The sequence below is a fragment of the Pseudoalteromonas sp. QJM3NY_22 genome (assembly GCF_056173065.1).
The window spans coordinates 878,086-904,273 of the sequence record NZ_JBWBTZ010000002.1 but is presented as its reverse complement, the minus strand read 5'-3'; the positions used below and the strand labels follow the sequence as shown (position 1 = coordinate 904,273).

Here is a 26,188-nt window from a genome sequence, read left to right as displayed (position 1 = left end):
ACGAGTGTAACTTTAACACGCACAGCTAAAAGGCACAAAGCTAGTGAAGCCAAAAATTTTACAAAAAAAAGCCAGTTCAAGGTGAACTGGCCAAAACTGCTAAAACAACAAAAGTTGCAGGGAAATACAGGAGATAAATTGCATACTAACTGAATTTAGCTGAACAATTACTTAACTCAATTCAGTTAGTTAAAATAAGAAGATACACAAGGTATCTGGTTTATAAAGTAAAGGTGTATTGGGCTTAAGTAATACACCTTTATCGTTATGACTATAATTTCATGGTGAAGGGGGATATTCCAATGTGCGCTTGAGTAAATCAAAGCCACTTTTGAGCCCTTCACTGACTAATACGCCGAAATTTTTCAGTGCGATCACAGGTCTTCTAAAAAAGTTAAGATAAATATTTTAATCTCGTATTTTAAATACAGTTAGAAAGTGCAGTAAAAAATATGCACAACTAACTATCCATCAAAATTATAAATGACAACAATCGTTTTAAACAGCCGTTCGGTGCTGGTATAGCATAATTTATAAGCCTATATTAAATACACATAAGTATTTAGGCTGGTGTACTAAGTCATAAACCAACTAAATAAAATAACCGTTACTTTTGTACTATAAGGATTTCAGAATGAGCAACCCTAAAGTAGGCCAGTGTCCGGTCATGCATGGTAGTAATATTAAAACGTCTAATCCAAATACCGATTGGTGGCCAAACGCCCTTAACTTAGACATACTTCATCAACATGATACAAAAACGACTCCATATGACAGCGATTTCAACTACGCTGAAGCATTTAAAACGCTAGATTTAGAAGCCTTAAAAACCGATTTAAAACACTTAATGACACAAAGCCAGCAGTGGTGGCCAGCCGATTGGGGCCATTACGGTGGTTTAATGATTCGCATGGCATGGCACTCAGCAGGATCATACAGACTAGCTGACGGGCGTGGTGGTGGCGGTACAGCTAATCAGCGTTTTGCTCCGCTAAATTCATGGCCTGATAATGGCAATCTCGATAAAGCGCGTCGTTTATTATGGCCAATTAAGAAAAAATACGGCAATAAACTTTCATGGGCCGACTTAATTATTTTAGCGGGCAACGTGGCATACGAATCAATGGGTTTAAAAACCTTTGGATTTGCAGGCGGGCGCGAAGATATTTGGCATCCTGAAAAAGACGTATATTGGGGAGCTGAAAAAGAATGGCTCGCACCAAGCGACGGGCGCTACGCCAATGTAGACAAGCCAGACACAATGGAAAACCCGTTAGCCGCAGTACAAATGGGCTTAATTTACGTTAACCCAGAAGGTGTTAATGGTGTACCCGATCCACTTAAAACCGCAGCACAAGTTCGCGAAACGTTTGCGCGTATGGCAATGGACGATGAAGAAACAGCAGCACTTACCGTAGGTGGGCATACCGTAGGTAAAACGCATGGTAACGGTAAAGCCGAAAACCTAGGGCCAGAGCCAGAGGCTGCCGATGTACACGAGCAAGGTCTTGGTTGGAACAACACCACAACACGTGGTATTGGTCGCGATACAGTAACTTCTGGTATTGAAGGGGCATGGACTACCCACCCAACTAAATGGGATAACGACTACTGTAAACTACTGTTAAGCTACGAATGGGAATTAACAAAAAGCCCAGCTGGCGCTCATCAGTGGGAGCCTGTAAATATTAAAGAAGAAGACAAGCCAGTTGATGTAGAAGATCCATCAATTCGTTTAAACCCAATAATGACTGATGCCGATATGGCCATGAAAATGGATCCAGCGTATCGTAAAATTATTGAGCGTTTTTATAACGATTTTGATTACTTCTCAGATGTGTTTGCTCGTGCTTGGTTTAAATTAACTCACCGCGATTTAGGTCCTAAATCACGTTATTTAGGTGCCGATGTGCCAAGCGAGGATCTTATTTGGCAAGACCCAGTACCTACCGTTGACTACACACTCACAAACGCCGAAATTAGTGATTTAAAAGCAACATTACTTAGTTGCGGCGTTAGCGCTGCTGATTTAATTAGCACGGCATGGGACAGTGCTCGTACTTATCGTGGTTCTGATCACCGTGGTGGCGCAAATGGCGCACGTATTCGTCTTGCACCACAAAAAGATTGGCAAGGTAACGAACCAACACGTTTAGAAAATGTACTAGCTGCACTTGAAAAAGTACAAGCAGGTTTAAATAAGCAAGTTAGCATCGCCGACTTAATTGTTTTAGGCGGAACAGCCGCAGTAGAACAAGCAGCTAAAAGCGCTGGTGTTGATGTAACTGTACCGTTCGCGCCAGGACGAGGGGACGCAACAGACGACATGACCGATGCCGAATCGTTTGATGTGCTTGAACCCATTCATGACGGCTTTAGAAACTGGCTGAAAAAAGACTATGTAGTATCCGCAGAAGAGCTTTTACTAGAGCGTAGCCAGTTGATGGGCTTAAGTGCACCAGAAATGTCAGTATTACTTGGTGGCATGCGTGTGCTAGGCACTAACCACAATGGCAGTCAGCATGGCGTATTTACAAGTAATGTCGGCACCATAAGTAATGACTTTTTTGTAAACTTAACGGATATGGCGTACCGCTGGGAGCCTACTGAAAAAGGGTTGTACAATATTGTAGAGCGTACAAGCGGCGCAACTAAATGGACTGCAACACGTGTTGATTTAGTATTTGGCTCAAACTCGGTTTTACGTGCACTTGCTGAGTTTTATGCGCAAGACGACAACAAAGAACGCTTTGTTCACGACTTCGTAAATGCATGGGTAAAAGTAATGAACACCGACAGGTTTGATATTAAATAATCTGTGCGATGAACATAAAAAAGGGGGAGTAATTAATTACCCCCCTTTTTTATTTATAACGCAGTGGCAAACATATATTTGCAGACGTCGAGCTTGCTCACGCGAGAAGCGAGAGCTTCTAATCATTGAATCACACAACCTAAAAACTACGTTTTACACGCCAGCAAGCTGCGCGTCTACAGGGGTTATGCAAAAATGCCCAAATTCACTATTTACCACCCATAAAAAAACGGCGCTAAATTTAGCACCGTTTTTAAAAGTAATGAGAAAAATTTACGCTTTTTTCTCTTCACAACTTGAAAGGTATTCGTCAAACGTACCCTGGAAGTCGATTACTTTTTTATCTTTAATATCAATGATACGCGTCGCTAATGACGATACGAACTCACGGTCATGGCTTACAAAAATTAGCGTGCCTTCAAAGTCTTTAAGCGCATTGTTAAGCGCTTCAATGGCTTCCATATCCATGTGGTTAGTTGGTTCGTCCATAACAAGAACGTTAACGTCTTGCATCATTAACTTACCGAATAACAAACGGTTTTTTTCACCACCCGAACAGTTGCGCGCTTTTTTATTTGAATCGTCAGCTGTAAACAACAAACGACCCAGCATGCCGCGTACCATTAAATCGTTATGATTAACTGTGCGCCACTGCGACATCCAATCAAACAAGGTTAAATCGTTATCAAAATCTTTAGTGCTGTCTTGCGGGCAGTAACCAAAGGTCGCATTTTCAGACCATTTAATTTCACCCTCTAAACTTTTAAGCTCGTTAACTAAACAACGTAAAAAAGTAGTTTTACCTACCCCGTTTTCGCCAATAACAGCAAGCTTAGCGCCAGCTTCTAGTAGTAGGTCGCCGCCAGTGAATAACTTTTCGCCATCAAAACCATGGCCAAGCTTGTTAACTTCAAGCGCTTGACGATACATTTTTTTACCTTCGTCAAACGAAAGCGATGGACTCATACGACTCGACGATTTAACTTCATCAAGTTTAATTTTATCCATTTTTTTAGCGCGTGAACTTGCTTGTTTTGCTTTTGAAGCATTAGCACCAAAACGGTTAACAAAGTCTTGTAGCTCGTCAATTTCAGCGCTCTTTTTAGCATTTTCAGCTAAAAGTTGCTCGCGCTGCAGCCCTGCTGCTTCTAAAAACTTCTCGTAGTTACCAGGATAAATACGCAGCTCGCCATAATCTATATCGGCCATATGTGTACATACAGAGTTTAAAAAGTGACGGTCATGCGAAATAATAATCATCGTACATTTACGCTTGTTAAGCTCGTTGGCAAGCCACGTAATTGTATGAATATCCAAGTTATTGGTAGGCTCATCGAGTAGCAGTATGTCTGGGTTTGCAAATAACGCTTGTGCTAAAAGCACACGTAACTTCCAACCAGGTGCAACGTTTGCCATTAATCCATAATGAAATTCTTTATCGATACCCGCTTCTAGCAAAATTTCTTCAGCGCGGCTTTCTGCCGTGTAACCGTCCATTTCAGCAAATACGCTTTCAAGTTCAGCTACTTTCATACCATCGTCTTCGCTCATTTCTGGCAAAGAGTAAATACGTTCGCGTTCTTGCTTTACTTTCCAAAGCTCAACGTCACCCATAATTACAGCGTCTACAACGCTATACTCTTCAAAGGCAAACTGGTCTTGGCTTAGGTTACCTACTTTTAACCCTGGAGTAATAGATACATTACCCGCGCTTGGCACAAGCGCCCCGCTTAAAATCTTCATGAAAGTCAACTTGCCGCAACCGTTAGCGCCAATTAAACCGTAACGGTTACCGTTACCAAATTTAGCTGAAATGTTTTCAAACAACGGCTCTGCGCCAAACTGCATCGTAATATTTGCGGTGGAGATCAAAAAAGGTAATCCTAGATAAGTACTGACAGGAGTACGCTGCAGCAACACGCCACAAACAAGAACCAGACAATAGGGTAAATTAGCTGGCGAATTATACAGATCAGCCAAGAGGAAGGGAAGATAAAAGGCGCTTTAAATTAAAGCAAAAACAGATAGCGATAAGTGATTTTACAGCTCAAAACAGTTAATAAGTTTGGTAAATACGTTCTGTGGCCTTTTTATTTTTTTGAATTAATTGATTAATAACCGATAGTTCATCAAGCGTAACCGTTTTTTTACTCAGCATTAAATGCACAGGGGCTTTATTAAAAAATGCCATATTAGTAACCGGTTCAATATTTAATGATTGTTTCAAAAAAAACAGCCCCGACAAAGCGTCTTCAATCACAAAATCTACCCGCTGTTTATTAAGCATTTCAAAGCGTTTATCGGCAGTCGAAATAAGCACAACTTGCTTAGGATATGCTTTTTTAAGTTGCTCGAACTGCGCGCCATAATAACTACCTCGATTAACGGCAATACTAAAGCCTTGGCTAAATAGTTGTTCAATTGAACTTAAATTAGGGGAAAGCGTATTTTTATAAAGCAGCATAACCTCGTCACGGTAGCTTTGGCTAAAATACGCAAATTCGCTTCGTTTTTTAGTTTTAGTTGCCGCAAACATAATATCTATACGGCCTTGCTTTAACTCTTCTTGTGCGCGTAAAGAGCTAGGTAATACGCTAAATTTCAAGCAAAAAGGTGAGCCTTTAAACAACGTTTTTATAACGTTAATTTCAATACCCGACAACACCCCGTTTTTTAGCTCAACATAAGGTGGCCAGTAATTTTCATTTGTGCCAACTTCAAAAGTTTTATTACATGCGTGCGTATTAAAGGTACTTAACAGTAATACAGCAAAAACGACTATTATAGTTTTCATTACACTCCAATTAATTGCGCTTGCGGTTATAGCTGGCAATTAAACATTACTCAAATAGCGCCTTAAGTGCCGTTTGATTGTTTTTTATGTGTTTATTTATTACTTCAAGCTCTTCAACCGACACCGTATCTTTGCTTAGCATTAAATGTATTGCGTCTTTATTTATAAATTTGATATTTTTAACCGGTGCTAAGTTTGAGCTTCGTTTAATAAAATAAGCACTCGCTAGCTCATCTTCAATTGCAAAATCAATACGTTGCTTATTAAGCATTTCGAAGCGCTTGCTCACTGCGCTGGTGTACTCAATTTGTTTTTTATACGTTGTTTTATATTGTTCAAATTCTTCACCGTAATAACTACCAAAGTTAGCGCCTACAGTAAGGCCTTGTTTAAAAATATCTTCTAAGCTATCAACATTGTGCTGGTTATTTTTGTTTTCGTATAAACGCATTACCTCCGTACGGTAACTTTCACTAAAATGAACATATTTAGCACGATTATCGGTATAGCTAGCCGCCCAGCCTAAATCAATTCGGCCATGTTTAAGCTCAACAAAAGCGCGCTTTGAATTAGGCAGTAATTCAACCTCAAAACAAAAAGGTGAGCCGGCAAATATAATGTTAAGTGCATCTACCTCTGCGCCTTGTAATTCACCATTAATACCTAACACATATGGCGGCCAAAATGCATCGTGCGATGCAACACTTAAAGTTCTTTCGCAAGCAAACACAGTAGGCGACACGTTAAAAAGTAAGCAAAGAAATAGGGTTATTAGTTTATTCATTACGCTTCTAACACAATCAATTATTGTTTATTTTTAACACAGTATAAACTAGCTTGAGCATTTTAGTGCTGGGGTTGTATAAAAATGTAAATAGCTCACCAAGCAGAGAAAGGTAGCTGAGCGTTTAAGTTTAAAAATTACACTTATTTTATAAACTTAAGAAATAATATTGTTGCAAACTTTATCAATCTGTACACTACAAATAAATTTATGTATAGCAGAGCAAATTATGTCGCCAACCAAAATACGCAACGATGTTGTAAAACTCAGTGAATTGAGCACTAAAAAACCAGATTATTACTTTATTCAAGGTTATTTAATGGGGTTGGGTGTATTACCACAAATGCTTAACCCTAGTGAGTGGCAACCAGATCTATTTGGAGATCTTAATGTTCAAAATGCGACTGAACTAAAATATTTAGAAAGCTTAATGGCTCTGTATAACCAGTGCATGGAAAAAGTAATTCAAAACGAATTAAAAATGCCTGCTAAGTGTAGCCTATCTAAACAAGATTACCGTGATTCACTAAAACCTAATATGCCCTTACCAAGTTACTGTAAAGGGGTTTTACAGGCGCTTAAACATATAAATAAACGCATGCTCGATGCAGAGCAAAAACAGGCCCTTAATAACCTGAACAGCGTTTTAAAAGCATTTTCTAATGAAAAAGCAGCAGCAAAAGAATTTGGTGAATTTGCCCAATATAACGCCCAAGAATATAAACGTAATTATGTTTATTTTATGGCCGACGCTATTTTTGAACTCCGATTTAGTAACGACCTAACTTTAAGTGATGAAGATGAGGCTGTATTTAACAACAGCTTTTTAGACGAAGAACCAAATGAATTAGATGAGCTTGATGAATTACTTGGACTTGTACTCGCCGATACAGAGCTAAAAGCACTTGAGCCAATGCAAATGTTGCTAGAAATCATGGAAGGTGGGCTTATAACCAAGCAATTTATTAAAGACAACGCTGGGCATTTTTGGGGCTTGCACGAAACTCGTCCTTATATGATGCTTCGCGCGCATCGAGCAAAAATACACGCACTGCATGGTTATACCGTAAAAGCACAATCAGAACTCGAAGAGTTACTAAAGCTAAACCCAAACGATAATCAAGCAAACCGCTTTTTATTAATGAACTGCCTAATTATAAATAAAGAGTGGGAGAAGTTAGAGGCTTTATTAGCCGACTTTGATTTTCAAGAACTACACGCAACAGCAAGCCGTGCGCTAAGTGCTTTTGTAATGCATGGCGATTCAAAACCCGCAAACGATTACAAAAAAATGCTCCAGCAGCAAAATAAACACTTTACCAAAATACTCACAGGGCAAGAAAAACTAAAAGAACAACAGCCATCATATTACAGCCCAGGCAGTAAAGAAGAGGTGGGTGTTTACCTTGAGTCGTTAGGTAAACAGGCATGGATTTCGGTTTCCGCGAGTCTTTTTTGGCTAAGAAAAAAGTAATAACTAAACGCGTAAAAAGTGCTAAGCGTGATTTATGTCGCGCTTAGTACTCACATCAGCGCTTAATAATAACAGCGTATTAATTTAAAAATTTCTACTTATTAAACCTGTATTTAATGCACTTGTTCCTGTAGATTGAACAAATAATGAATGCAGTATTAACAGTGCCTTAGCTGTTAGACGATTAGCCAAGGAGCGGTGAGTCTCGTGTCAAACGCCACACTTACTTATTACGACCAAAATGCCAAAGCCTTTAGCGACTCAACACTAAACGTTGATATGTCGGCGCTTTATGCTGAGTTTTTACCGCACGTTGCACAACACGGGAGTATTTTAGATGCCGGTTGTGGCAGTGCACGCGATGCCGCATTTTTTAAAGCGCAGGGTTTCACTGTAAGTGCGTTTGATGCAAGCCCAGAGCTGGCAGAGTTGGCAAGCAGTTATTTACAACAACTTGTAGCGGTTAAAACATTCCAACAGCTAAATTGTGTAAATCAATACGACGGTATTTGGTGCTGCGCTAGTTTATTGCACGTTCCAAAAGCTGAGTTACCGCAGGTGTTTTTAAACCTACAAAATGCGCTTAAACCCAATGGTGTTTTGTATGTATCGTTTAAATATGGCGAGTCAGAGCGTGTGCATAATGGTCGTGAATTTACCGATTTAAACGAAAATGCTTTAACGCATTTACTTAGCCATACGCAGTTAAAAGCGATTAAACAATGGCAAAGTGTTGACAAGCGACCAGAACGCGAAAGTGAAGTGTGGTTAAATGCGCTTATTAAAGTAGTGCACGTTTTATGATTGGAGCAATGCAGCAACAGCTCGACTTTATTGCATATATACAACGTATGTTGGTCGAAGGTGAATTCACAGCTACTTATAAATATGTGTTACTACATGCAATTGCCGATGTGTGTGTGGAGCAAAAAGAACATAATCCCAATACACAAATGGAAATAAAAATCGACACCTTAGTCGATAAATTTATTCAACTTTATTGGAATCACTCAATACCTTATTCAATCGATTCATCGTCGCTCATTACTAACAGTGAAGACATGCTGCTTAAACAAAACAGCAAAGGCCAAGCAAAATTTATTACCGAGATATTTAAATTACAAAATGCGGGCGTTAAAAGCTATACCGCTTTTAAAAATGCAGATCAATACGAAAAGGTAATAAGTTCACTGCGTGATACTTTCATAAAAGGGCCATTGTGGCGTTTGCAGTTATTATCAGGGCAAGAAGAGTGCTTTTTATATTCCCATACATTAATAGGTGAGGCGCGAAAGCCTAAAAGTATTCGCTTAAATGTGGGTATTGATCAGTGCTTTAGGCGTTTTTACGATTTGGTTGTGCATTTAGCTACAACTGAGTGGTTAGAAAAAGTACAAACAATAAAATCTAATCAATCGTTAATTGGCCCGCAAAGCCAGTTACAAGATTTTTTATTTGGAACTAACCGAACAGCCTTAAAGCAGGTTGCACCACTACTGATAGATATACAAAAAGGATTATGTTTTTACTGTCAGAAACCATTGAACCTTACAAAAAGCAAGGCTAAACCTGATAGCAAAGCACTCGAAATCGATCATTTTATCCCCTTTAAACGTTATCCAAACGACTTAGCTCATAACTTTGTGGCAGCACACTCAGATTGCAATAATAGCAAACGCGATCATCTTGCAGCATTAATTCATCGTGATCGCTGGGTTGAGCAAAACCTCGATATTTATTCGCATGAAATAACCAAACAACTGAAGCCATATTTTTATTGCGATGCAGATAAATCACAATCGGTAAGTAATTGGGCATATCAGGTTGCACAGGCTAACAGCGCAAATTATGGGTCGCGAAAGGTAGTTTTGAAGAAGCGGCTGGTTTTAAATATCAGCAACCAATTTCTGGGCTTAATTTAGTGGCTGAAGAAAAGCCAAAGTATGACGTGTAATACAGAATTTGTAGTTCGTGTTGTAGGCGTGAGTTTATCTCGCGCTGTGTATTGTAGACGCTCAGCTTGCTGGCGTTAAAAGCGAAGCTTTTAAACTTCGGTGTAATTAATGTGTAGGTGCGATTTTATATCGCGCTGTGTATTGTAGACGCGCAGCTTGCTGGCGTTAAAAGCGAAGCTTTTAAACTTCGGTGTAATTAATGTGCAGGTGTGATTTTATGTCGCGCTGTGTATTGTAGACGCGCAGCTTGCTGGCGTTAAAAGCGAAGCTTTTAAACTTCGATGTAATTAATGTGTAGGTGCGATTTTATATCGCGCTGTGTATTGTAGACGCGCAGCTTGCTGGCGTTAAAAGCGAAGCTTTTTAATTTCGACGTAATTAATGTGTAGGTGCGATTTTATATCGCGCTGTGTATTGTAGACGCGCAGCTTGCTGGCGTTAAAAGCGAAGCTTTTAAATTTCGACGTAATTAATATGTAGGTGCGATTTTATATCGCGCTCATAAATTGGTGCTTTGGCGTATGGATTCAATGGATTAAAAACCTCTATTCGAGGTTATATCGCGTTGGCGATGGCAACCAAAGGGCGGCATTTGAGAGATATTTTGACATTGTACGAGGTAATTCGTCCATGAAGCAGGGTTCCTGTCAGCATCCATGCTTCCACTTCCTCGTGCTGCGAAGCTTCGCTTCGGTCACTCGTCACCCACGGCGCACCCGAAGATCACACAGTGTCTTCAACTTACGTTAATGATGTGAACGTAATCAGCGTAGATAAGCCATCCATGGCCAAGCTACGCTTTGTACAGCATCCATGCTGTAAATTACTCATCATCAACTAAGTTTCAGGTGTGATCACGGGGAGTTGGAGTGTGTTGGTAGATTGGTGTTTATAATCAACCGAGTTTATTATTTAAAATTGAAAAATTAATATTAGATAATGGCATTCTAAATGTCATTCAAATTAAAATAAGATTAGTAACAACTACTCTTATATGAATCAATAAGAGGTTTACATGGCAAAGTTTAAACCAAGAGCTAGATTAATAAGATCTATTGGGGATAAGTTAATTAGTGGTCCAGTAGCGGCAATTTTGGAATTAGTTAAGAATTCTTATGATGCTGATGCTGAACAAGTTGATATCAAAATAGAGCCAGGTAAATACAAAAAAGAAGCTCTAGAATATGGTGGAAAAATCACTATTAAAGATAATGGTCATGGAATGAGTTTAGATGATATTACAGGAATTTGGTTAGAGCCAGCAACCGATATAAAATCAAAAAATTCAAAATCTAGATCTGGTAAAAGAAGTGTATTAGGAGCCAAAGGTGTTGGTAGGTTTGCTACTTCCAGAATTGGTCACACTGTTGAGCTAACCTCACTTGCTGAAGTTAATGGTAACTTACAGAAAAGTAGACTTTTTATTAATTGGGAGATATTCGAGCAGGCCAATTACTTGGAAGATATAGATATTATAGTTGAGGATCTAGAAGTATTAGACTCTGATATATCTCCAGGTCTCACAATTGAAGTCAAAAACTTAAAAGATATCTGGGATAAAACACAGATTAGTGATCTAATTCAAGAATTAAGGAGGCTAGCTAAACATGATAAATATTGCATCGACTCATTTAATATAAAGCTTGATTTATCTAGCTTTAAACTTTCTGAAGAAAGGGCTAAATATTTAAAATTGAAGAATAAAAAATCAAAAGAAGTTGATTTTTCGCCTTATGATTTTGACGGAGCAGAGCTTTTTGAACAGTGCAATCGTACTTTAGATAGTTTATTAGACGATGAAGAGTTATCGGACAAAGATCAGTTTATTATCAATCCTTATACCTTAGGAGAGCATTCTGATTATTATGTAAAAGGATCGTTTGATAGTGATGGTCATTTTACAGGTTATTATCAAATAGTAAGAGGTGATAACGAAAAAAAAGATATCACGCTAGAAGCTCCGAGTTACAAAATTAATGAAACTTCGTGTGGTGTTACTGAAGTAACTTTAAAGTTATTCGACTTGGAACCCGAGTCACTTAAACGCTTATTTACACAAATGGGGTTGAATACAAATAGCTTTTCTGTAAAAGAAAAAAGAGAGTTTATAGCTCAAAATACAGGTATCGGTATTTATAGGAACAATTTTAGGGTACGGCCATATGGCCATCACGACCACGATTGGCTTAACCTGGAGAAACGAAGAGTACAAAACCCGTCCTTTCGTGTTGGCCATGGCCAAATTGGTGGTGAAGTAATTATACAAGATGAAGCACAGTCTAGCTTAGTTGAAAGAAGTAGCCGTGAGGGCTTAGAAGAGAACGGCTCATTCAAAAGGCTCAAGAGGTTGTTAAATGAACTGCTTAAGCATATAGAAGCAGAACGCCATACATTTAGAGAAAAAGCTGGCATAAGCCGAAAACCAAAGAAAGACTTTGACTCAGCTTTTGAAATTGCAAAGTTTAATAAAGTTAATGCTGCCATAGATTCAATTGCAAATTTATCAAAAGAGGATAAAAAAGCTATCCAGGCTGAAGTGAGTAAAACTTCGAATGAAATGGAAAAAGTTTTAACAGGGATGAAGGAATATTTACAACTTCTTGAAACGAGGGCTGCATTAGGTAATGTCGTAGCTGAGCTATTGCATGAAGGAAGAGCCTACCTAAGTTCAATTAATGAAACTAAAGAGTTTTTAAATCAATTTGGTTCATATTTTATTGAAGATAATGAATTAGGTGATATTGCAAGAACAGATTTACCAAATGCACTACAGGTACTAGACGGTGGCACACAAGGTATTACTAAATTATTTAAAGATATAGATCCTATATCTGGTAGAAAACGAGGAAAGCCATCTTTTTTTAACGTTTTGGAAGTTATAGAGAATACCCAAAGATTAACGTAACTATTCACCATGGTAAATTATTTTCAAAGGATCTTTTTTAACTATTGACCGATCCCGCCAGTATGCCAAGCTAGGGCTATGACCTAATAGCCCTAGCTTCAATGAATTTAAACAGCATCAACATCGACGAAATCGTTGAGAAAACCAAAGCTCAATTACAAGAAGGTAAAACTCTCACGCCTGCGCTGAAGATGTCTATTGAACTCATTCTGGTTGTCGTTGTTATGTTAGCAAGTAAATTAGGACTTAACAGTAACAATAGCAGTATCCCGCCATCAAAAGACATCAACCGAAAAAAACAAAACAAAGAGAAATCAGCCAAGTCAGCGGGTGGTCAAAAAGGCCGTGCAGGTAAAACACTAACCCAAACACAGACGCCTGATGAGATCAAAATCATCCTAGTTGAACGTGATTTTTTACCGAAAGGTCACTACCGTGAAATTGGCTTTCAAAAACGACAGGTTGTCGATATAGATATCAGGAAAGTGGTCACTGAATACCAAGCACAAATTCTGGAAAATGAGCAAGGTAAGCGTTTTATTGGTGAATTTCCAGAAGACGTTAACAGTCCTATTCAATATGGGGTTGGTGTAAAAGCCCATGCAGTTTACCTATCCCAATATCAATTACTCCCTTACAACCGCATTGAAGAATATTTTTGTGATCAACTCGGTATTCCAATCAGTGCGGGTAGTTTATTTAACTTTAATGAACAAGCAGCGGCCTTGGTAAAGTCCTCCGGCGCAGAAGCCGCGCTCAAGAAAGCCCTGAAAACGACTTATCAAGCCTTACACGTTGATGAAACGGGGATTAATATAGGTGGTAAACGACGATGGCTTCATGGTGCATCAACGACGTGGTGGACGTATTTTTACCCGCATGAGAAAAGAGGGAAAATAGCGATGGATGACGCCGATATTTTACCTCACTTTACTGGGGTACTATGCCACGACCACTGGAAACCGTATTATCAATATACACAGTGCCAACATGCCTTGTGTAATGCACATCATATCCGAGAGTTAGAAAGGGCATGGGAGCAAGACGGTATGCAATGGGCAAAGGATTTGCAAACCCTACTGACTGAAATCAATAAACATCAAATAGATAACCCCGAGCTAGATGCAGACACAAAAGCTCACTATATAGAGAAATATCAACAAATATTGGCTCAAGGTGACATTAAATGCCCTCCACCGGATAGAAACAGCCGAGTAAAAGGCCAGCGAGGCAGATTGAAACGAACAAAGTCTAGAGCGTTGTTAGAGCGGTTAAGAGGTTATCAAGATGATGTCTTACGGTTCATGACGGAAACGGCGGTGCCTTTTAGCAACAACCAAGGTGAGAATGATATTAGGATGACCAAGGTTCATCAAAAGATATCTGGGTGCTTCAGAAGCATGCAAGGTGCAGAGATGTTTTGTTTAATCAGAAGCTACCTCTCGACTTGCAGAAAACAGCATGTATCAGCAAGCCTAGCCCTTGAATTACTCTTCAAAAATCAGTTACCTGATATATTTATTGAAAATGTGGCTGAATAGTTACAGATTAACTAATTATATTCGCAAAGAAAATGATGTTATTTTAGAGATTAGCTGCCCTGATGACATTTTTTGTTACGGTTTTAATGCTGACTTACAAGCAGCTTTAATGAATGTAATTATAAATGCAGCTCATTGGCTTGGTATTATTGAATTGGCAGATAAAGTTATAACGGTTCAAGCTCGTGTAGAAGCTAATAAAGTTATACTTATCATTGAAAATAATGGGCCAATAATAAATGAAATGCATCATGAAAAGTTATTTGAGGCTGGTTTTTCTCTTAAAACACATGGGCACGGATTGGGACTTGTAATAGCAAGAGAGGCTATTAGAAATAGTGATGGCGATATGTATTTTGATAAAGAAGCAGAAATGACTAAATTTGTAATTGAGTTCCCAAGTGTGAGTAAGGAAAGTAGCAATGAAAAAAATTAATCTTTTAATCATTGAAGATAAAAATGAGGAAATTACATCTTGGCAAACTTCAATAAAGCAATTTAACGCATTAGCAACTAATGCAGGTAATAAGTATATTTTCTATGCTGAGTATGCAAAGTCATTTTCTGAGGCAGAAGGTAAGTTAGAGACATTCTCTTTTAGCGCTGCTGTTGTAGACATTCGTTTAGAGGAGGAAGGTGATGCCTCGAATCATGGGAATACGGATGGTTTAAAAGTTATCAAGTCAATAATGACTCGAAAAAAAGCTATAGTCGCTATATATACGGGACAGGAGAAAGACGCTGAGGACGATATTGAGATTAGGCATAAAAAATTTATAAAAGTTTTTGGTAGAGATAGCAAGACCAAGAATCAATTGTTAACTTGGTTTGTAGAAGAGCAACTACAAATATTAGAGTCAATTCTTCATGTAAAAGAACAGTTTAACAATACAATGTCTAATCTATTTTATGATTCTATTTGGCCTCGTTGGGAAGAGTGGGTCGGTAAAGAGGAGGTGAATATTGATGAAATGAACGCTTCGTTAATTAGGCATATGGCTACACACCTCCACGCCTCATATCTAAATAAAGTTACTAATGTACATCCTGAAGAATATTATTTTGTACCCCCATTAAAACAGAGTTGGGATACAGGGGACATTACTGTGTTTGAGGATAAGCACTATATACTCGTAACTCCCCGATGTGAAATCGCTAATAAAAAAAATAATACTTTTCAATTTGTCGAACTGAAATCTGTAGCAGCTGAACTAGAAAAAATAGATCAGAAAATCATAGATAAAAATAATGAATTACTTGAAGTTAACGATGATAAAGAAAATATTGAAAGAGCAATTGCAAAGGAAGAAAATAAGAAGCGAAATATGTTTTCGCATGGTGGTAACAAAAGCTCTTTACATTTCTTACCTAAGATAAAGAAGGACATTGATAATAGTTATGGTCCTTTTCATGCACAATTTGATCACATGATTTTTATTAAAAAAAATGGCGATGAAAAATTGACTAGTTTTAGAGAAAATAAATATGCAAGCCTTTCAAATGAGTTTGTTCCTTCATTAGTGCAGAGGCTTGGTTCTTACTTTAACCGTATTGGTTCTCCTGATTATTCTCATTACTAAGTTTCAGCTAAACGAAGTCAATAAAATAAGGAAGAACTTTGTAAGAAAAAGTCAATAACTGAATGAGTTATCAAAAACTATTCTGAGTGAAACTCTAGCTAAAATTCCAAAAGATAGATGTTATTCCACTTAGTAATCTTTGGAATAAGTTTTTGGACCAATTGATTTTATTAGGTTGATGATAATCTTACCTATCTGCTGTGCCAAATAAGGTGGCACAGCATTTCCTACCTGCACATATTGATTCGTTCTAGTTCCCTCAAAGATATAGTTGTCGGGAAACGTTTGTAAGCGTGCAGCTTCACGAACACTCAAACTTCTACATTGTTGAGGATCGTAATGTACAAAGTAATGCCCATCCTTCGAGATATGGCTTGTAACTGTCGTAGCATATTTACTGGCAACTTGTACCCTAAAGCGGTCTGCGTGTGTTCCTGTATCCCAATTTGCATGGGCTGGAGCTAACTCTTTGGGGAAGTGACGAGATTTAGGTGATGAGCCTTCAATTTGAGCATATGCAGCGCAGTATGCGTAGCGGAGTAAATCATCGACCATGTGCCCTCTGGTTTCATGGTTTAGTACTACGTTTAAGTTAGGGTCTATATACCAAGCTTTTAGTGGATCTGGCATGGTTGGAGGTTTATCGCTTAATTCAGTCTCTATTCTAGACAAACCGGTTTTTGGCTTAAGGCTTAAAGATTTGGTAGATTCTGAGTCAAATTGTTTTTTCAGAATTCGCTTTAACTTAGCTGCATTTTTAGTAACAGCTGTTTCCCAATCTTTTGCGTTATCTTTTTGCTTTGAGAAGCCGCTGCGTAAATTTGGTAAGTCACTAATAGCTTGTTCTACAGTAACTTGGTGTTCGCATAGTTTTAGTGTTTCTGGGGTTGCTTTAATATCCTCACGTACACCAAGTAAAATTACACGATGCCTAGCTTGAGGTATACCGTATTGCTCACAACGAATTAAAAAATCAGCTGTATCTTTGTATTGTGGGTCTTCTGGATTCTCCGCATCAACTACTAATGAGTAGATTTTATATTTTGGAATTTTTTTATGCTTTGTTATTGAACCAGGGCTGCGCAAATCTTCTAATATTTGTGGAAACATGACTTGGCCGTTAACTTTTGCTGTAAGTATTCCTCTTACATTTTCCATCACAAAAATATCAGGCTTCGCTAGGCAAATTACTTCTAAGTATTCTTTATATAAAAAGTGGCGAGTATCCTCTTCTGCAATGTAACTTTTATTCCCAGCATTTCGAGAACGCCCTGCAAGTGAATAAGCTTGGCATGGAGGCCCACCAATTAGTAATTTTGGCCCTTTATGCTCTTTTACAAGATCTTTAATACGCTTATGAATAAGCTTATTATCTTTACCAAGTTCTTTAGCACCATTGAGAGTTTCTTGATTGGCTTCTGTTGCAACATCGGGGTGAAGTTTAAACAACTCATCACGTGTAATTTTTCCGTGCAGATAATTATAGTAATTATCTAATGGCTGAGATTTTGTTTTGAGTGAGCGAAAGAAAGCACGAGTAGTAAGAGTTTTATGGGCATGGAAATCTTTTTCAACAGAAATACCTATTTGAAAAGGTGATTTTCCATCGGAAGTTTGGGCTGCTGAAATCCCTTCGCCAAGACCACCCGGGCCTGCGAATAAATCTATAACAAGAATTTCACCGTTTTCCATAACTTTACTACTAAATAAATTAATGACGTGGGATGATACCAGGCTTATACATAGTCTTAAAGTTTTAAATAGTAGCACTACTACTAATAGAACAAATTAGCAGCACTAATTTAAATTGAGGAAATAATGTGACCCTCGGGACGCCGAGAGATTCCAAAGAGAAGTCGGCGGTTACTTCTCTTTGGTTGCCATCGCCAATGCGATATAAGTAAATTATTTTAAAAGCTTCGCTTTTCGCGCGAGCAAGCTGAGCGCCTACAGCAAATTTTAAGGCTGCTGCTAAGAAAATTTCATTGAGAGTACCCTCGACATTTAATTAGTTTATTACAATTTTTTAATGTATAAATCATATTCTGCAATAAGGTCTTAATAGGAAAAAAAGGAATAAATATGGATATAGGGATTAAGAAGGAACAGCTGCTAGGCATAGCTACACAACAATTTGGTCATTTATATAACCGCTTTGGTGAGGGGATTTATAGCTCGCATGAAACCTTAAAAAAAGGAGATGTGTATTTATTAGGTTTAAACCCGGGTGGATCTGGTGAATGCAAGTTAGGTAATTTTATGGCAGATACACTAGTTCGCACGAGTAATGCTTTTTTAGATGAAGAATGGGAAAAACCCAAAAAGAAATCGACTTCTAAGCAAGGCAACAATAAATATGCAAAAGGATCCGCTCCACTTCAAAAGCGAATTCAAGGTTTACTTGAAGGACTGGACCAAAGTGTGGCTGATGTATGTGCTAGCAATTTAATTTTTACCACTTCAAAATCATCATCTCACGAAGATTATAACTTTGGCTTTGCAGGTACTTTTTGGCCTTTTCATCAAGCTGTTATAGAAATAGTGAGACCAAAAGTAATCATCACTTTTGGAAATGGCAAACTTCACTCACCGTTTGGCTTTTTAAAATCGATGTACTGTGATGAAAGTAATTTAAATACTTTTGAAACCATTCCAGCAGAGCATGGAGAGAGGCAATGTTATGGTTTTAAAGCTGATATTAATGGTAGGTCAACTGCAATAATAGGCTTGCCGCATTTAAGTTACTATAGCCCAAACAAAGAGCCTATTTTAAAATGGATGAAAGAATTTTCAGGTATATAAAGCTGTTGAAATAATGTATTTCAATAATGAACACATGGCGCTATGCGCCCCTTGGTTGCCATTGCCAACGCGATATAAGTAAATTATTTTAAAAGCTTCGCTTTTCGCGCGAGCAAGCTTTGCGCCTACAGCAAATTTTAAGGCCGCTGCTAAGACATTCCCCCTTTCAACTTCACCTGCAAACACATAATTAATGAGTAATTACCTCGCATGGATTCGAGGAAAGCGATGCTTTCATGGCGTTTACGCTCATAATAATTTTGTGTTTAAAGATAAGTGAAATTGAGGGGCTGTGTGATTCTAAGGGGGGACAGCGCTATGCGCCCCTTGGTTGCATCGCCAATGCGATATTCTGAAATCAACGTCATCAATATCATCAGGTTCAGAATTAAACGTAATATAGGGTGTTAAGGAATCCTATCGCAATACCCTCGAAATTTATCAATCATAATAACAAAATCTAAGGATCAACTTATGTTTTGAATTGATTTTTGAATCGTAGGAATATAGAGTGAACCTAAATTAGGAAATTCAAAAGGATTTTGATATGTTAAAAGTACACGTCTGGTTACCTCACGGGAGTATGGTTGGTCATGCTTCAATATCATTTGGTACTACTTACATTAGCTTTTGGCCAGCTGATGATGCTGGTAAAAAAGATTTAAAAATAAAGCGACGCCGTCCAGGGCACTTTATGCAAGCTTTGGAGTTTGATATTGAAAGTGAGGGTAACTGCCGTCCAATAACTGTTACTATTTCAGACGCTAACACTAGTGCCCTAGAAGATTACGTTGTTTCTTTGATGGAAAACATACCACAATACCAGCTAGCTAAATTCAATTGTTCAAATGTTGTTGCGGATTGCTTAAAAGTAGCCTGTGATAAAGAGCCTAGTTTTAAACCTAATGCCGGTGCATATGGTAAATTAGCAAGAACATTAGGGGGGGGCATATGGACACCCCATGAAGTATTACGTTACGCTAAGGAACTTGCAGAAACGGAAAATGCATAGACATGAAAATTATTTATGAGCCCCGCTTTAATTATCAATTAGGGTTACTAAAATACTTGCACCCGTTTGATGGTGAGAAGTTTGCAAAAGTAATTACAGAGCTTGATAGCTTAAATATTGAAATAATCCATCCAATGGGGCCTGTTTCATCTGTCGTGATCAATGAATACCTCAATGAATTAATGAGAAAGTTGGTTTTAAGTAAAACGCTTGTATTTAGGGCTTTGGAAGTTCCTAAAATTCCTTTTGTTAGCTTTGATTTTCTCGATAATAAAATTTTGTTACCTATGCGCTTAGCTGTTGCGGGAACTTTACTTGGGGCTGAAAAAGCATTGGGCTCTGGCGATATTATGTGGAATTTATCAGGGGGCTTTCACCACGCTAGCAACGTTAATATGGAAGGCTTTTGTATTTATAATGATATTGGAATTAGCTATCAACAATTACGTAAGAATGGTCAGTTAAGTGAAACTGATAAAGTATTGATTATAGATGTTGATGCGCATCACGGTAACGGTAATGCCTATTCTTTCAAAGACAATGAAAATATCCATTTATTAGATGTATATAATGCAGATATTTATCCAACCTCTGATTTTACGCGTAACAGAGTCAATTTTTCTGTTCCATTGAAAAGTGGTGTTGAAGGCCATGAATATTTAGAGAAGTTAAATCAAGCACTCAAGTTAGTAAAAGCTGATTATTCCCTAGCATTTGTTATTGCCGGAACAGATGTGTTGGCTATTGATAAATTAGGTGGTTTTAAACTTACCGTTAAAGATGTTGCTGAACGGGAGAAATTCATACTTTCTCACTTGAAAAGTCTTGAAATACCAACTGTTGTCACTGGTGGCGGAGGGTATTCTAAACAAAGTGCTTTAGCTATAACTGCTGCGATTAAAGCATGCTCAGTACTATAAAATACAAATCCAACTAATATCTTTGATTTTGTTACTATTTTACAAGATACTAAAGCCTTTCATTCATTATTCAGATTTTCTAATATAAGTTTTTGCCACAATTTTTAAAACATAATTATCTGGAGTTGACAATGGTTTTTATGGGGGGCCTATAAGCTCCAACTTAAGCAGGGAGTTACTTGCAGTAAAACTTATCTGTATATCAGATCAATATTTGGTTGCCGTCGCCAATGCGATATAAGTAAATTATTTTAAAAGCTGCGCTTTTCGCGCGAGCAAGCTTTGCGCCTACAGATGTTTGAGTGAGCTTTGTTTAAAAGCCAAAGCGCGATGTAAAATCGCACCTACGGTTTCGTTGAGAGTGGTGTTTACATTATTGTAGGTGAGGTTTTATACCTCGCATGGTGCTTTATTAAAACCAAGAACAAAGCGCGATGTAAAATCGCACCTACGCTTTTGTTGAGAGTGGTGTTTAAATTAATGTAGGTGAGGTTTTATACCTCGCATTGTGTTTAGGCGTGTACAAGGTTGCAGCGAGTAAACCCATCTACAAATTAAAAGCTGCGCTTTTCACGCAAGCAAGCTTCGCGTCTACAGCAAATTTTAAGGCTGCTGCTTAGGTAATTCTCCCCCTTTCGACTTCACCTGCAAACACATAATTAATGAGTAATTACCTCGCATGGATTCGAGGGAAGTGATGCTTTCATGGCGTTTACGTCCATATTGATTTTGTGTTTAAAGATAAGTGAAATTGAGGGGGCCGTGTGATTCTAAAGGGAGACAGCGCTATGCGCCCCTTGGTTGCCAACGCCAACGCGATATTAAGTCAATTATTTTAAAAGCTTCGCTTTTCGCGCGAGCAAGCTTCGCGCCTACAGGTGTTTGAGTGAGCTTTGTTTAAAAGCCAAAGCGCGATGTAAAATCGCACCTACGCTTTGTTGAGCGCGGTGTTTGCATTGTTGTAGGTGAGGTTTTATACCTCGCATTGTGTTTAGGCGTGTACAAAGTTGTGGCGATAAAGCCCATCTACAAATTAAAAGCTGCGCTTTTCACGCAAGCAAGCTTTGCGTCTACAGGTGTTAGGTGAGCGTTAAGGTTATATAAGCCAAAGCGCGATGTAAAATCGCACCTACGCTTTTGTTGAATGCGGTGTTTACATTATTGTAGGTGAGGTTTTATCTATGAATCTTTGTTTAGCTCTGTAATCGCTTTAATACTAAATGCGTGCATAGTTATGTAGTGTTGCTTTTTAATGATTGTTTTAACGATACTTTTATCAATATTTAAGTAATCGTGAACAAGAGCATTTCGTAAGCCTATAATTTTACGCCATGACAGTAGTTCTGCCTCGCTCAAAAAGCCTAAATTAGTAAGTTCGCTAAATGTTTGATAGGCGTTGCTACTGGTACTACTTTTGTGCTGCTTAAGCCAATGCTTTGATAAACCAATACACACCTCGGCCATTAACTGTAGTAATCGCTCTGCGGCTCGGTAGTCTCTGCTATTAAGTGAATCGATTTGACTGAGTTCGTCGAGTTCTTGCATATATTCGTCAATATGGCGTGTTACTTCACTTAAATAAAGTGTAATTCCGGTATCAGTCATGTTTACTCGCTATGGTTTCAAATTCGAACTGGCTATATATACGCTGCTGCTCTTTCATCGCTCTAACACTATTATTGCTTATAATTATTTTTCCATATTCAATAACGTTGAAAGCTAAATAACTTGGAATAATATTTATATCAACAATCGAAATAAGTTGTTCGTTAAGGTTGAGTGCATTACTTATTTCAAGCTCAAGCTCTTTTGGTCTAAGGCGCTTATCAAAGAACTCCAGATCAAAGTTTTTAAATGCTACGGCTAAGTCAATGTCACTATGGGGTTGGGCCGTCCCTTTTGCGTGGGAGCCATATAACCAAACCACGTCAATGTCGGTGTTTTGCTGCAAGTACTTAATTATTTTCTGTATAACTTCATTTGCCACGAAAAACTAACCATTGATAAAAACTGTAATAATAACCTATCAGTTTTCTAGTGAACATTAAAATTGATATTTGTTTTATTTAGGGCGTGTTGACCTTTGTGGGGTGAAATTTGTTCAATCTAGGGGCTATTAAATCGCGCCGCGAGGTTTGTAACCTAGTGGGCTCGGTGACTGCTTCTGCTTTACCCTACTGGCTTACATCCATGCAAGAATAAGTAAAAGCCGAGCAACAAAGAGTTAATTGTCCCTAAAAAAACCAAAAGGCAGTGCATGTTTGGTATTTATGCTGCGTTATCGCCTATTTATGGGGAATAACCACACCACACCACACCACATAGACTCTGCCTTGCCTGAATACCAAACAGTCTGCTGCAAAATTAATCACGAAAGGTCACAAGCCCTAATAGCAAGCTGGGCTTCTGCAGTTGCTTAAGTGAGCTATCAATCTCAAAGTGTCATTAACTTAGCTTAAGTAATTTATATTTTAGATTCGATTCTATTGTTTATAAATAAGGTAAAGTTAACTTGTGGACGATAAATATACATTTAAACTCAAAAATAACTTATTTACTTCTGAATTATCCCACATTCATTTATGCATAAAAATAATTAATAAAGTTGCAAATAAGCTGAGTGAGCAAATAATACAATTACCAAATATGGATGCGTTTATTTAGGTTCGAAAAATAAATTAAAACCAAAAGCGCGATGTAAAATCGCACCTACGGTTTTGTTGGGTGTGGTGTTTACATTGTTGTAGGTGAGGTTTACACCTCGTTTTAAATTGCTTGTTTATTTCTTCTCTGTGTAGCGCTTAAAAGTAATGAGGCAATTAACACAATTATTTGCCTCATTGTATGAGGCGAATAATTGACGTAGACTGAAGCTAATCAATTTTAGGACATAAAGACTATGTGGATATGGCAACAGCAAAACTGGCCAAACTTTACGTGGGATTATGCGGCGCTTGCTCCTTTGCTAAGGGAGCTTTCATATAATCAAGGTTTATTAGTAGGGCGTATGGGCGTGCAAACTGCTCATCAAAAGCAGCAGGCCCTTGATACCTTACTTGCAAATATTATTCACTCCAGTGCGATTGAGGGCGAAAAGCTTAATGCATTTTCGGTTCGCTCTTCACTTGCAAAAAAGCTCAATATTGATGAGCAGCCTTACCCAACAACTGTGCAAAGCGATAATCTTGCAGAGATTATGCTTGATGCGATAAATAACACAGACTCAGCGCTTAATTTAGAGCGAGTGCTTAATTGGCATCGCTTATTGTTTGCAGGTGAGCAAAGCTTGTTTACTAAAATTGAAGGCGGGCAATTGCGTGGTGACGAGCCTATGCAAGTAGTGTCGGGGCGCTTAGATAAACCGATATTACATTTTACAGCGCCTCCTAAAGAGCGAGTAAATAAAGAGCTTTCGCTATTTTTTAACTGGTTTAACAAAGCGCAAAATGAACCTCAAATAGACCCTTTTATTCGGGCAGCTATCGCACACTTATGGTTTGTAACAATACATCCACTTGAGGATGGTAATGGGCGTATTACACGGCTTATAACCGATCTGGCATTAGCGCAAGAACATGCTGAGTCAATTCGGTTTTACGCTATGTCGGTGGCTATTTTAGAAGACAGAAAAAGCTACTACGAAGTGCTTGAAGCAACTCAGCGTGGAGAGCTTTGTATTACAAAGTGGATTAAGTGGTTTTTACGTACGCTCAATAATGCGATACACCATACGCTTAATAATATTGAGCAAACAATTTTTAAAACCAATTACTGGGCAAGTAAAGATCAAACAAAGTTAGGTGAGCAGCAAGTAAAAGTGCTTAATAAGTTACTTGATGGCCAATTTGAACAGGGTATTAGTGCGAGTCAGTATCAAAAAGTGGCTAAGGTTAGCCGTGCAACCGCAACACGCCATTTATCGGACTTGCAAACGCTTGGATTCATGATAAAAACCGCCGCAGGTGGGCGTAGTACACGTTACAAGGTTGTCCAATGAGGCAATTAAACACCTATTCACCTCGCCATGTGAGGCGAATAGGGGGTTTAATTGTTGTAGGTGCGGTTTTATACCTCGCATGGTGTTTTATTGAAACCAAGAACAAAGCGCGATGTAAAATCGCACCTACGGTTTTGTTGAATATGGTGGTTTAATTATTGTAGGTGAGGTTTTATACCTCGCATGGTGTTTTATTGAAACCAAGAACAAAGCGCGATGTAAAATCGCACCTACGCTTTGCTGAGCGCGGTGTTTGTATTGTTGTAGGTGAGGTTTTATACCTCGCATGGTGTTTTATTGAAACCAAGAATAAAGCGCGATGCAAAATCGCACCTACGCTTTGTTGAGTGTGGTGTTTGTATTGTTGTAGGTGCGGTTTTATACCTCGCATGGTGTTTTTGTTAAAGCCAAGACCAAAGCGCGATGTAAAATCGCACCTACGGTTTTGTTGAATATGGTGGTTTAATTATTGTAGGTGAGGTTTTATACCTCGTGGGCGCTTTATTAAAGCCAAGGCTAATGTGAACTCCCACCCATAGCTTTAATTTTTGCTTTTTTGATTAGGGGCTGTTGATCTTTCACATTGGTAGCCAAATCATTGCACATGCCAGCGCTAACATACTCTCAAACTGTAATTTCAATTTATCGTACCTTGTCGCTATAGCACGGAAGTGCTTTAGCCTTGCAAAGGCATTTTCAACTAAATGCCTATATTTATATAAGCACCAATCAATATCACCATTACCTGTTTTTGAGTTTTTCTTTCTAGGGATCACTGGGCTTGAGTTTCTCTCTCGAACCTTATTTCTAATGACTTCACTATCATAGCCTTTGTCTGCGATAACAAAATCGCCTTGGGGCAATAATTCAATCAGTTCATTTGCCACTTTACTATCATGAACATCGCCGCCTGTAATAATAAATTCAATTGGTAAGCCATAACTATCAACAGCTAAATGAATTTTACTTGTATTACCGCCACGACTTAATGCTATCGCTTGTTCTTGTTGAGACGCAGCACCTGTACTGTGTTGATGTGCTTTAACATAACTGCCATCAATGAATTCCCACTCAGTGTCACTATTGGCGGATAATGATTTGAACAACCTTATTAATATTCCTTTTTTAGACCAAAGTAGAAATCGGCGGTAAATAGTATTCCATAAACCAAAACACTCAGGGAGGTCACGCCATGGGCAACCAACACGTAAGCGATATAAAATTCCTTCCATCGTTTGTCTGTGTTCAAGCTTGTTATAAACTCTATCTTCAAGCAAAATTGATTTTAGCTTCGACCACAACTTATCAGTGAGCATTAATCGGGGCATGGTAATCTCGTAAGGTTTGTTTTTGGCGAAGTAAATTATACGAGATTACCGCTTACGCACAAAATTCAAACAAAGATCAACAGCCCCTAATTTTAACCACAGTATTTACTACAAAACTATATGCTGATGAGGCCTACTTCCAAACTCGTTGCGATAGCATTAAAAAAGAACGCGAAACTATTCGGTCTAAGTTTAGACATGGATACAGTATTAAAGAAGGCGAGTATTTAACCTCACGCGATAAATTCTTATTTACCCAGCTTGCTAATCACTGCAGTAAG

General features: G+C 38.3%; 19 protein-coding genes. 12 read left to right on the top strand and 7 right to left on the bottom strand.

Annotation, left to right across the window (positions count from 1 at the left end; genetic code table 11):
- Positions 1–634 precede the first annotated feature (634 nt).
- Entirely contained in the window at positions 635–2,815 is a 2,181-nt protein-coding gene (gene katG, locus AC0VZ4_RS24395) for a catalase/peroxidase HPI (protein WP_475441891.1), read from the top strand.
- A 273-nt stretch (positions 2,816–3,088) separates the two neighbouring features.
- On the opposite strand, the gene AC0VZ4_RS24390 is transcribed toward katG, so the two are convergent.
- The 3 genes from AC0VZ4_RS24390 to AC0VZ4_RS24380 form a co-directional block, all read right to left on the bottom strand.
- On the bottom strand, positions 3,089–4,687 hold the full coding sequence (locus AC0VZ4_RS24390; RefSeq protein WP_475441890.1) for an ABC-F family ATPase: 1,599 nt from the start codon (positions 4,685–4,687) through the stop codon (positions 3,089–3,091).
- A gap of 184 nt (positions 4,688–4,871) precedes the next feature.
- Positions 4,872–5,609 carry a substrate-binding periplasmic protein gene (locus tag AC0VZ4_RS24385; protein ID WP_008136841.1) on the bottom strand — a complete coding sequence of 246 codons (738 nt, stop codon included), beginning with the start codon at positions 5,607–5,609 and terminating at the stop codon, positions 4,872–4,874.
- Positions 5,610–5,655: 46 nt separating this feature from the next.
- Positions 5,656–6,393 carry a substrate-binding periplasmic protein gene (locus AC0VZ4_RS24380; RefSeq protein WP_475441889.1) on the bottom strand — a complete coding sequence of 246 codons (738 nt, stop codon included), beginning with the start codon at positions 6,391–6,393 and terminating at the stop codon, positions 5,656–5,658.
- A 229-nt stretch (positions 6,394–6,622) separates the two neighbouring features.
- On the opposite strand from AC0VZ4_RS24380, the gene AC0VZ4_RS24375 reads away from it, so the two are divergent.
- From AC0VZ4_RS24375 to AC0VZ4_RS24345, 7 genes are all read left to right on the top strand, one after another.
- On the top strand, positions 6,623–7,867 hold the full coding sequence (locus tag AC0VZ4_RS24375; RefSeq protein WP_475441888.1) for a UPF0149 family protein: 1,245 nt from the start codon (positions 6,623–6,625) through the stop codon (positions 7,865–7,867).
- Positions 7,868–8,074: 207 nt separating this feature from the next.
- Complete coding sequence (locus AC0VZ4_RS24370; protein ID WP_008136844.1) at positions 8,075–8,671, top strand: class I SAM-dependent methyltransferase; 597 nt, start codon at positions 8,075–8,077, stop codon at positions 8,669–8,671.
- Positions 8,668–9,789: an HNH endonuclease gene (locus AC0VZ4_RS24365; protein WP_475441887.1), complete on the top strand. Its 1,122-nt coding sequence runs from the start codon at positions 8,668–8,670 to the stop codon at positions 9,787–9,789. The genes AC0VZ4_RS24370 and AC0VZ4_RS24365 overlap by 4 nt, the downstream gene beginning before the upstream one ends.
- A 1,048-nt stretch (positions 9,790–10,837) precedes the next feature.
- Entirely contained in the window at positions 10,838–12,727 is a 1,890-nt protein-coding gene (locus AC0VZ4_RS24360) for an ATP-binding protein (RefSeq protein WP_475441886.1), read from the top strand.
- 101 nt (positions 12,728–12,828) lie between these two features.
- The gene (tnpC, locus tag AC0VZ4_RS24355; RefSeq protein WP_475439950.1) at positions 12,829–14,268 is read left to right on the top strand and encodes an IS66 family transposase; all 1,440 of its coding nucleotides are present in this window, start codon (positions 12,829–12,831) and stop codon (positions 14,266–14,268) included.
- Positions 14,255–14,704 carry an ATP-binding protein gene (locus AC0VZ4_RS24350; RefSeq protein ID WP_475442211.1) on the top strand — a complete coding sequence of 150 codons (450 nt, stop codon included), beginning with the start codon at positions 14,255–14,257 and terminating at the stop codon, positions 14,702–14,704. Before tnpC ends, AC0VZ4_RS24350 begins: the two co-directional genes overlap by 14 nt.
- Positions 14,691–15,848: a hypothetical protein gene (locus AC0VZ4_RS24345; RefSeq protein ID WP_475441885.1), complete on the top strand. Its 1,158-nt coding sequence runs from the start codon at positions 14,691–14,693 to the stop codon at positions 15,846–15,848. The genes AC0VZ4_RS24350 and AC0VZ4_RS24345 overlap by 14 nt, the downstream gene beginning before the upstream one ends.
- A 129-nt stretch (positions 15,849–15,977) precedes the next feature.
- On the opposite strand, the gene AC0VZ4_RS24340 is transcribed toward AC0VZ4_RS24345, so the two are convergent.
- Positions 15,978–17,540, bottom strand: a complete 1,563-nt coding sequence (locus AC0VZ4_RS24340) for a DNA cytosine methyltransferase (RefSeq protein WP_475441884.1) — start codon at positions 17,538–17,540, stop codon at positions 15,978–15,980.
- A 390-nt stretch (positions 17,541–17,930) separates the two neighbouring features.
- On the opposite strand from AC0VZ4_RS24340, the gene AC0VZ4_RS24335 reads away from it, so the two are divergent.
- The 3 genes from AC0VZ4_RS24335 (at position 17,931) to AC0VZ4_RS24325 (ending at position 20,582) form a co-directional block, all read left to right on the top strand.
- Positions 17,931–18,650 (top strand): uracil-DNA glycosylase family protein, encoded by a 720-nt coding sequence (locus AC0VZ4_RS24335; protein WP_008136853.1) that lies wholly within the window; start codon positions 17,931–17,933, stop codon positions 18,648–18,650.
- Positions 18,651–19,197: 547 nt separating this feature from the next.
- On the top strand, positions 19,198–19,662 hold the full coding sequence (locus tag AC0VZ4_RS24330; protein ID WP_306724026.1) for a hypothetical protein: 465 nt from the start codon (positions 19,198–19,200) through the stop codon (positions 19,660–19,662).
- Positions 19,663–19,664: 2 nt separating this feature from the next.
- Positions 19,665–20,582, top strand: a complete 918-nt coding sequence (locus AC0VZ4_RS24325) for a histone deacetylase family protein (RefSeq protein ID WP_475441883.1) — start codon at positions 19,665–19,667, stop codon at positions 20,580–20,582.
- Positions 20,583–21,761: 1,179 nt separating this feature from the next.
- Here the strand turns inward: AC0VZ4_RS24325 and hepT are convergent.
- Together hepT and mntA are read right to left on the bottom strand one after the other, a co-directional pair.
- On the bottom strand, positions 21,762–22,187 hold the full coding sequence (gene hepT, locus AC0VZ4_RS24320; protein WP_475441882.1) for a type VII toxin-antitoxin system HepT family RNase toxin: 426 nt from the start codon (positions 22,185–22,187) through the stop codon (positions 21,762–21,764).
- Positions 22,180–22,569 carry a type VII toxin-antitoxin system MntA family adenylyltransferase antitoxin gene (gene mntA / locus AC0VZ4_RS24315; RefSeq protein WP_033037881.1) on the bottom strand — a complete coding sequence of 130 codons (390 nt, stop codon included), beginning with the start codon at positions 22,567–22,569 and terminating at the stop codon, positions 22,180–22,182. The genes hepT and mntA overlap by 8 nt, the downstream gene beginning before the upstream one ends.
- 912 nt (positions 22,570–23,481) lie before the next feature.
- On the opposite strand from mntA, the gene AC0VZ4_RS24310 reads away from it, so the two are divergent.
- Positions 23,482–24,579 carry a Fic family protein gene (locus AC0VZ4_RS24310; RefSeq protein WP_475441881.1) on the top strand — a complete coding sequence of 366 codons (1,098 nt, stop codon included), beginning with the start codon at positions 23,482–23,484 and terminating at the stop codon, positions 24,577–24,579.
- A 578-nt stretch (positions 24,580–25,157) separates the two neighbouring features.
- On the opposite strand, the gene AC0VZ4_RS24305 is transcribed toward AC0VZ4_RS24310, so the two are convergent.
- A complete protein-coding gene (locus AC0VZ4_RS24305) occupies positions 25,158–25,907 on the bottom strand; it encodes an IS5 family transposase (protein ID WP_475439649.1) in 750 nt (249 codons plus the stop codon).
- Positions 25,908–26,188 lie beyond the last annotated feature (281 nt).